Source organism: Prevotella rectalis, assembly GCF_900607215.1.
In the GTDB taxonomy this organism is placed as follows: Bacteria; Bacteroidota; Bacteroidia; order Bacteroidales; family Bacteroidaceae; genus Prevotella; species Prevotella brunnea.
Genome location: NZ_LR027821.1, coordinates 76,654 through 85,429 on the forward strand (window position 1 = coordinate 76,654; position 8,776 = coordinate 85,429).

9 protein-coding genes are annotated in these 8,776 nt (G+C 44.1%); 5 read left to right on the plus strand and 4 right to left on the minus strand.

The features are described from left to right. From E0E16_RS07475 to E0E16_RS07490, 4 genes are all read right to left on the minus strand, one after another. A partial coding sequence (locus tag E0E16_RS07475; protein ID WP_130829949.1) for a DUF4372 domain-containing protein occupies window positions 1-671 on the minus strand: 671 nt, incomplete at its 3' end. Between the two features lie 237 nt (window positions 672-908). Continuing rightward, window positions 909-2,051 (minus strand): cytochrome d ubiquinol oxidase subunit II, encoded by a 1,143-nt coding sequence (locus E0E16_RS07480; RefSeq protein ID WP_130829810.1) that lies wholly within the window; start codon window positions 2,049-2,051, stop codon window positions 909-911. Continuing rightward, window positions 2,048-3,583: a cytochrome ubiquinol oxidase subunit I gene (locus tag E0E16_RS07485; RefSeq protein WP_130829811.1), complete on the minus strand. Its 1,536-nt coding sequence runs from the start codon at window positions 3,581-3,583 to the stop codon at window positions 2,048-2,050. Before E0E16_RS07485 ends, E0E16_RS07480 begins: the two co-directional genes overlap by 4 nt. 94 nt (window positions 3,584-3,677) lie before the next feature. Continuing rightward, window positions 3,678-3,896: a DUF4492 domain-containing protein gene (locus E0E16_RS07490; RefSeq protein WP_130829812.1), complete on the minus strand. Its 219-nt coding sequence runs from the start codon at window positions 3,894-3,896 to the stop codon at window positions 3,678-3,680. Window positions 3,897-4,334: 438 nt separating this feature from the next. Between E0E16_RS07490 and E0E16_RS07495 the strand changes: the two genes are divergently transcribed. The 5 genes from E0E16_RS07495 (at window position 4,335) to E0E16_RS07515 (ending at window position 8,659) form a co-directional block, all read left to right on the plus strand. Next, entirely contained in the window at window positions 4,335-5,033 is a 699-nt protein-coding gene (locus tag E0E16_RS07495) for an Abi family protein (RefSeq protein WP_130829813.1), read from the plus strand. A 509-nt stretch (window positions 5,034-5,542) separates the two neighbouring features. Further along, window positions 5,543-6,223, plus strand: coding sequence for a carboxypeptidase-like regulatory domain-containing protein (locus E0E16_RS07500; protein WP_130829814.1), 681 nt, complete (start codon window positions 5,543-5,545; stop codon window positions 6,221-6,223). A 179-nt stretch (window positions 6,224-6,402) separates the two neighbouring features. Then, the gene (locus E0E16_RS07505) at window positions 6,403-6,945 is read left to right on the plus strand and encodes a carboxypeptidase-like regulatory domain-containing protein (protein ID WP_255418144.1); all 543 of its coding nucleotides are present in this window, start codon (window positions 6,403-6,405) and stop codon (window positions 6,943-6,945) included. 3 nt (window positions 6,946-6,948) lie between these two features. Next, window positions 6,949-8,094 carry an energy transducer TonB gene (locus tag E0E16_RS07510; RefSeq protein WP_130829816.1) on the plus strand — a complete coding sequence of 382 codons (1,146 nt, stop codon included), beginning with the start codon at window positions 6,949-6,951 and terminating at the stop codon, window positions 8,092-8,094. A 1-nt stretch (window position 8,095) separates the two neighbouring features. Beyond that, window positions 8,096-8,659, plus strand: a complete 564-nt coding sequence (locus E0E16_RS07515) for a radical SAM protein (RefSeq protein WP_130829817.1) — start codon at window positions 8,096-8,098, stop codon at window positions 8,657-8,659. The last annotated feature ends 117 nt before the right edge of the window (window positions 8,660-8,776 follow it).

Below are 8,776 nucleotides of genomic sequence, written 5' to 3' on the forward strand. Positions count from 1 at the left end.
ACGTTCCTCTCGGTCAGTTCCTCAAACTTTTCATAGTTGATATATGCACGATCCAGGGCAATGATTTCATCATGCTTGAAATGGCTGGGGGCGAGCATAAAGGAATCGTTGGTAGCAGCAGAAGTGAACTTCACGTCACAGTGAACTCCTTCGTTTGCATGAATGACGGAATGCACTTTTATGCCTCCCTTCTTCTTTCCCGTCTTAGGATGCCGTCCCACACCCTTGAAGATGACGTTAGAGAACAGGGTTATCGTGGTGGAATCGATGATTCTCAGACGTTTTATCCATTCCTCCGTACCATTGCGTCGGCTGTCCGAAGAAAGTTTGTCCTTATTGGACTCGTAAAGGTCGTGATACACGTCCTCAAAGAATTTCTCCGAGCGTCTGGCGTTCGCGTCTGACAGGGTACTGCGCTTAGGAACCCTGTCAATGCCTATGTGATGAAGCTTGCGCACCTCAGCCGTCATTGCCGCCTCTATCTCGCGCAGGGAGTCGAAGCGCATGATGACTGCATACAGCATCGTAAGAAGATGGGTGAAGCCATCAAAGGTCTTCACATACCGCTCACCGCCGTTCCGACGGCTTATTTCAACTATTTTATCATGGTCGAGAGATTTTATCAGCTGACCATATACCGGCTGTCCGAAGAAATGTGTACTTTTGCCCATGTTATCTGAGTTTGGAAACAAAAGCAAAGATAACAAAAAGGGCTGATACCTCGTGAGAAGTGTCAGCCCTAATTCATAAAAAATGTGGGATGTTTAGCGGACAGTAATATTTGTTTTTATGCAGGTGTTGCGAAAAAACAAAAAGAAATGTCAGTGGAGGGATAACAATATCCGGCGGAAGTTTGTTTCCGCCGGATATCGTGAATGTTTTATCTTATCAACCTTGATGTCAGATGGTTAATAAGCATGGTCATCGTTCTTGAGTTCTTCCCGGTCTATCTTCTTGGAGTCTATGCTCCGCCATGCATAGAAGATGTATGCGAGGACGAAGGGTATTGCAAGACTTGCATAGAACATCGTGGTGAGGGTGAACTCGCTCGAACAGCTGTTGGCTATGGTGAGCGAACTTTGCAAATCGGCAGTGGATGGGTAGTAAGCTGTGTTGTTCCATCCCACGATGAGGAAGAGGACTATTACGACGAGTATCACTCCGATGCCTGCCGGCCAGATTCCTTTGATGTAGTTCGGTCGGAGCAGGGTTAGAATGATGCCGTAGAGCAGCAGCAGCACTCCGACAAGGAAGACGATGGCAAGTGGCCAAAGTGCAATGAGGTTGTTGAGATACTTCATTGGTTCCATGACGATGGTTCCGTCTGTGGCAACGGCAAATCCGTCGCCCAACAAGGTTTTTGCAAGGAAGGCGAGGAAGCAGATTAGGAACAGCACGGTGTTTCCGATGAGGTGGCGATTGATGCGCGCGCGAATGTGCGTATCGTTCACATTATTATTAATATAGAGTGTTCCGAGGATGCGTGCGAGGAACACCACTGCCAATCCGAAGATGACCACCCATGGATTGAGCAACACATCGAGTCCGCGCGATGCGTTTGCCCATTGTGAGATGACGGGTTGCATATCGCTTACGATGTTGCTTTTTTCCACGATGAAGTTAGAGCCCGTGAAGAAGGTTGCCACCGCGCCTCCGATGAGGAGTGGTCCGAGCAGTCCGTTGATGACGAGACACACTTGGAATGTCTTTACGCCGAGGAGGTTTCCCGCTTTGTTTTGAAACTCGTAGCTCACTGCCTGTATGATGAACGTGAAGAGGATGGCGAGCCACACCCAGTAGGCACTTCCGAAGCTGGTGCTATAGAACAGTGGGAAGGAGGCGAAGAAAGCTCCTCCGAAGGTAACGAGCGTGGTGAAAGTAAATTCCCACTTACGTCCGGTGGAATTGATGAGAAGACGACGTTCCTCCTCGTCCTTCCCCAACCGGAAAATCATGGAGTTGGCTCCCTGAACGAACATCAGGAACACCAGAAAGCCGCCTAACACGGCAATGAGGAACCACCAATAATGTTGCAAAAAGTCGTATGTCATAGTGCCGGTCCTTTCTTGATTTGTTTACACATAATACTGATTTCCACTGCCAACATCGCCGTGAAGAGGATGAGGAAGATGAAGAAGGTCAGGGCAACGCCACTACTGCTGATGTCGCTCACGGCAGCCCATGTGGGGAGCATGTCCTGAATGGTCCATGGCTGACGTCCGAACTCTGCCACGAGCCATCCGCTCTGACTGGCGATGTATGCCAATGGGAAGAGGAGGATGCCGAAGACGTGAATCCAGCGCGGACGCGTGATGTCTTTCTTGTAAAGGTAGAAGAGAATGATGGCAAATCCGAGTATGAAGAGCATTCCCAGTCCGACCATGATGCGGAATGCCCAGAAGTTCACGGGGATGAATGGAACGATTTGGTCGGGGTTCTTCACGTAGCCGTAGCCAAAGTATTTCATGTTTTCTTCCAAGGCGTGCAGGTTTTCGGGTGTTTTCTCTCCCTCACGATAGGCTTTCAGTGCAGCGATGGCTTTTTTGCCTCGTTCCATCTTTTCTGCCACCGATGGTTCTTTGCTTCCATCGGCTTTGGTGTAGCCCTTTATGATGTCGTTCACGCCCGGCACATATCCTTTGGCGTCGCGTGTGGCAAGCAATGAGAGCAGGTTGGGGATGGCAATGCGTCCTGCCGGTTCGTCGGTTGTGGCATAGTCGGGCTGCTTGAATGGGTTTACCATTGCCATGAGCGTGAGCGACTGCGAGTTGCCACCGTTGTACAATGCTTCCATGGAGGCGAGCTTCATGGGTTGTGTTTGTGCCACCATGTAAGCCGAGTTGTGCCCAGTGAGTGCTGCCAACACTGCGGCCACGATACCCACGATGGCACCTATCTTCATGCTTTGCAATGCCAATTCCGTGTGGCGTTTCTTCATGAGATACCAACAGCAAACGGCAATGGTGAACACTGCTCCGATAATCCATGAGGAGGTAACGGTGTGGAAGAACTTATCCACGGCAAACGGGCTTAATGCCACATCTGCAAAGGAGTTCATCTCGTTGCGCATCGTCTCGGGATTGAACTCGCAACCGATGGGATATTGCATCCAAGAGTTGGCAACGAGAATCCACCATGCCGAGATGGTGGCACCCAGACCGGTGAGCCATGTGGCGGCAAGATGGAAGCCTGCCGACACTTTTTTCCAACCGAAGAACATCACTGCCACGAAGGTGGACTCCATGAAGAAAGCCACAACGCCCTCGATGGCAAGTGGTGCGCCGAAGATGTCGCCCACAAACCAAGAGTAATTGCTCCAGTTGGTACCAAACTCGAATTCGAGGATGATACCCGTGGCAACACCCATGGCAAAATTAATTCCAAACAACGTCTGCCAGAATTTGGCGGCAGAACGCCAAAACTCTTTCCGCGTACGGTAGTAGCACGTTTCCACGATGCCCATGATGACGGCAAGTCCGAGCGTCAGTGGCACGAACAGCCAGTGATAGATGGCTGTGAGGGCAAACTGGGCGCGCGACCAGTCGACTACTCCGGGATCAATGGTTAATAATAAATTTTCCATGTTGTAAATATTAATATGTAACTGTTAGATTTTTCTTTTCTTCTTGCCGCAATGATTTACGAAACTCGCAATTCGATTTGCCCGTGGGTTGCGATTATTCGCGCCCCAACACCTCGGTTGCCACAAACTTGTCTTCATGTCCTTTCTCCGATCGCTGTTTGATGATGTTGGGAAAGAAGAACAATTTGAGAATGAAGAACATGATGAAGAGCTTGATGAGGATTACCGCCCAAAGTGTCTTGCCCAACGTCATGTTTCTGAAGCCGTCGTAATACAAGTCAAAAGCCCGATAAAAAAAGCCGGATTTATTCATATTTAAAATACTTTCGCCATTGTAATAGTTATAATTTCCACTTGCAAATTTATATAAAAAAAACGAAAACGTATAAATTTTCTGATAAAAATTGCGCTAAATTCTGCTGAATAGTTTAAAATGAACTATTCATGAGCGTTTCATCTCAACAGAGGTAATGATTTGGCAATAGTTCCAATTTCTGCAATCTTCACACGTTTGCTGTCAAACAACTCTTTTTGGGTTGTAAAAATACAATGGTTTTATCAACTTTTTACGGTTAATTTTCTGTAATTATATAATGTGGCATAATCGTAATTGCAGAAAAAGATGTATTTTTGTGGGTAAGAATCATATAAAAAACAAGACCCGATAGCTTGACGAATCAGAGGCTACCGGGAATCAACGCTACAAAGATAGCTTTTTTTCTTGTTACAACCAAGTAAACGAACCATTTTTATGGAATATTTAGAATTCGAAAGAATCTTGTCTGCCAAACGAATACAGAGATATAAGGATGCAGCGAATGGTGATACTCGCAAGGCTATGGCTTTGTATCGCTACAACTTGCGCTTGTCGCAAGAGATGTTCACGATAGTTAGCTGCTTTGAAGTGGCTTTGCGCAATGCTATAGATAGCCTTTTGGTACCGACATTAGGAATGAATTGGCTGAAAGATTCTGTTCAAGCCAATGGAATATTTTCTAATGGGCGCATGAATGAAACAAGAAAAATCATAGAAAAGGCATACAATCGTTTGAATAGACAAGGTATTTATTCTCATTCCAAGTTGATAGCCGAAATGGAATTCGGAGTATGGAAGTATATGTACTCCTCTCTACAGTATCGTGCGACAGGGCAATGTCTGTTAAGGGCATTCCCAAATAAACCTCGTTCATCGGCTGCTGCTCAATACAGCAATGCCTACATATTCAATGAACTTGACAAGGTGAATAGTCTGAGAAACAGAATAGCGCACCATGAACCTATCTGTTTCAGACTTCATGCTTCCGAAATAGACACAAGTTATATCGTCAATGAATATCAAAAAATTCAGACTTTATTCTCTTGGATGGGAATAGATTCTCGTTCAATGTTATATGGACTTGACCATGTGCAGAGTGTCTGTTCCAAAATCAACTCCTTAAAACAACGCTAATTTACATTATTTAACCAAACTTCGTGCAGTCACTTTCAGGCGTTATTTTTTGATAAAATTCTACTAAAATCTGCTGAACAGCTTAAAATGAGCGATTTATGAGTGTTCCTCCTCAATAGAGGTAATGACTTGGCAATAGTTTTAACTTCTATATTCTACATAAGTTTGCCTTGCTTGTCAAACAACTCTTTACGACTGCAAAGATAAATTTAAAATCTGCGAAGCAACATCTTTTGCTTTGTTTTTATAGATTATTAAATTATGGTCGAAGAAATGTCACAAATGCAACAACACAATATCTAATCGAAACACATATAATTTTCATATACGGCATTAAAAACAAGAGAAATATTAAATGTCGTCCCCATTCTTACAATACAAAGCAAAACATTCTTGTTTGTGGATTGTTTTTCGTACTTTTGAAAACAGAATTATGAATTATAACTAAGGAGCAATATATACTCATTTTGAAAATAAAAGGAATGTTGAACACCTAAAAACATCAATTTATGAAAACCAAAGGACGCAACATCTGCGATACTCTCAAGGTTATTCGCAAACAAATAGCGGATGCCAATGGGATTAACTATTCACCAGACGAATGTCACTTCACAGGTGAATGCAAGGGAACTTGCCCGAAATGCGAGAAAGATGTTAGAGTGTTGGAACATGAGTTGCGACTTAGGCAGAAAGCAGGGAAGGCTATAAAGGTCGCAGGAGTGGCATTGGGAATGACTGCTCTTTCTGCATCTTTTACTTCCTGCTCTATACAAAAAGGATACTATAACTCCACGCCCGCACTGCCAAAGAAAGTTATTCCGATTCGCTTCCAAGAATACACAGCCAAAGATTCTATCCTATTAAAAGAAAAAGAAACATTGAGTAAGAAAGGAGTTCTTTTTGTTCAAGGGCATATCATTGACGAAAACACAAAAGAACCGATTGTTGGTGCCTTCATCACAGCTAAACTTTCTGGAAAGAAAACGGGAGCAGACATTGATGGAAACTTCACCATTGAAGTGAAGCCAAAAGATACAATCACCATAAAGTTCATTGGTATGCAAGACAGAATCATCAAACTCTCTGAAATGAATTTCGAAAAACTCAATGTCATCACTTTGACAGAAAGTGGAGGACTCATGGGTGAAATTGTTGTTATCAAAAAAGGACATAAGCATAAAAGAAAATAACTATGACAAGAGGACGCAACATCTGTAATATTCTTAAAGCCATCCGCAAGCAAATAGCGGATGCCAATGAGATAAAATATTCACCCGAAGAATGTCATTTCAAGGGCGAATGTAAGGGTACTTGTCCTAAATGCGAGCAAGATGTGAAGGACTTAGAGTATGAACTGAGACTTCGACAGATGGCAGGAAAGGCTATCAAGGTTGCTGGAATAGCATTGGGAATAACCACCCTTGCTACATCCACCACATCTTGTGCCACACAAAAGGTAAAATATGACATGGAATCATCCATGCCAGAAAAAGTTATTCCTATCAGCTATCAAGATTATACTCACAATGATACCATTTTACTTAAAGAAAAAGAAGAACTTGGCAAAAAGGGAGTGTTATTTGTACAAGGGCATGTTATTGACGATGAGAAAAATCCTATCATCGGAGCCATTATCACTTCTAAGCTTTCAAGAAAGCAAACGTTGTCTGACATTGATGGGAATTTTACCCTTGAAGTAAAGCAAGGGGATATGATAACTGTAAAATACATTGGCTTTCAAGACCGAGTAATCAAACTTTCGGAAATGAGCCAAGACAAGCTCAATATTGTTACTTTAACGGCACATATTTTAGGAGAAGTGATTGCTGGTATCGCTCCTTATCCCAAAGAAACTACTCCTATTATTAAAAAGAACAAACATGTTAAGAAAGCAAAACAAGAAAGGAAATAAATTATGGCAACAAGAGGACGTAACATTTGCAACACTCTCAAAGCTATCCGCAAACAAATAGCAGATGCCAATAAGATAGACTATTCACCCGAAGAATGTCATTTCAAGGGTGAATGTAAGGGCACGTGCCCTAAATGCGAGCAAGATGTGAAGGACTTAGAGTATGAACTGAGACTTCGACAGATGGCAGGAAAGACCATCAAGGTTGCAGGAGTGGCTTTGGGAATCACCGCCCTTGCCACATCCGCCACATCTTGCTCCACGCAGAAGGGATACAATAGTTTTACTCTAACATCTTCCACAGCCGCGACATCAACGTCCTCAACATCCTCCACGCCAGAAAAGATCATCCCTATCCGCTTCCGAGAATACACAGCCGATGATTCAACCTTGCTCCAAGAAAAAGAAGCACTAAACAAGAAAGGAGTACTTTTCGTCCAAGGGCATGTCATTGACGATGAAGATGAAGAGCCGATTGTCGGAGCCTATATCATCGCCAAACTTTCAGGTAAAAAGACTATTTCTAACAGGAAAGGAAACTTCACTCTTGAAGTATCACCTAACGACACTATAAGCGTTGAATACGTTGGCATGCAAAATAGAGCCATCAAACTTACGGAAATGAGCCAAGAAAAGTTAAACATCATCACTTTGGCAGAAGATGAGCGTTACTTAGGAGAGATGGTGGCAGGAATAGTCCCTGTTGAAGTAGCATATCCCATCGTCAAGAAGGACAAGTCCTCCAAGAAATCACGACAAGAAAAGAAGTCCAAACTAGGCAAGACCGCTATCATCCAACCCGCCGTTAACTCCGACTCTACCGAGAGCAGCAAGCTATTTGGTGAAGCAATCGAGGAAATGGCCTCATTCCCTGGTGGTTCTGTTGCATTGATGCAATACATTAAGGATAACGTCCGCTATCCAAAAGAATGTCAAGAAGGTGCAGCAACAGGCAGAGTCATCGTTGGATTCACCGTCAATGAGGATGGAAGTCTGAGCGACATCAAGGTAATGCGCAGCATCACACCAAAGTTAGACAAGGAAGCCATTCGAGTGGTGAAAAGTATGCCGAAGTGGAATCCTGCCAAGCAGAACGGCAAAGCCGTGAAAACGAAATATACAGTCCCTGTTACTTTTAGACTTGAATAAGATGAATACCGCCCCACTCATTTGCATCGACCGTCACCGCCTTTCAATAGACGGTGAAGGGGTAACTACGCTCGTGGCATTCCACGGTTGCCCGCTTCGTTGTAAATACTGCCTCAATCCACAGTGTCATGATGCTGACGGCGTATGGCAGGAAATGGATACAGAACTCTTAATGCAGAATGTGGAGATGGACAATCTTTACTTCTTGGCGACAGGAGGAGGCATCTGCTTTGGCGGAGGCGAACCACTTCTGCGGAGTTCATTTATAAAGGAATTTTGTGAGCAATGCCCAAATGAATGGCAATTTACGATGGAGACGAGTCTAAACGCGCCTCGCCATAACTTGGAGGAAGTCACTCCATACATTGATTCCTTTATCATCGACATTAAGGATATGGATCCCGTTATCTACCAAGCCTATACAGGCAAGACCAACAAACAAGTTATCGACAACCTTGTCTGGCTCTACACTCATGCAAAGCATAAAGACAAAATCATTCTCCGCCTCCCCTTCATACCAAAGTTCAACACCGAAGAGGATAGGAAACACAGGGGTCAGTCGTAAAACCCAGTTGCACCCCTCTCCCCTCATGCACATAATTTCATAAGCCTGTAAAGGAAGAAAGGAATATCCGTTACTCCCCTGAACTGTGCCCTGAAGGCTTTGACTTTTGCGTTGAAG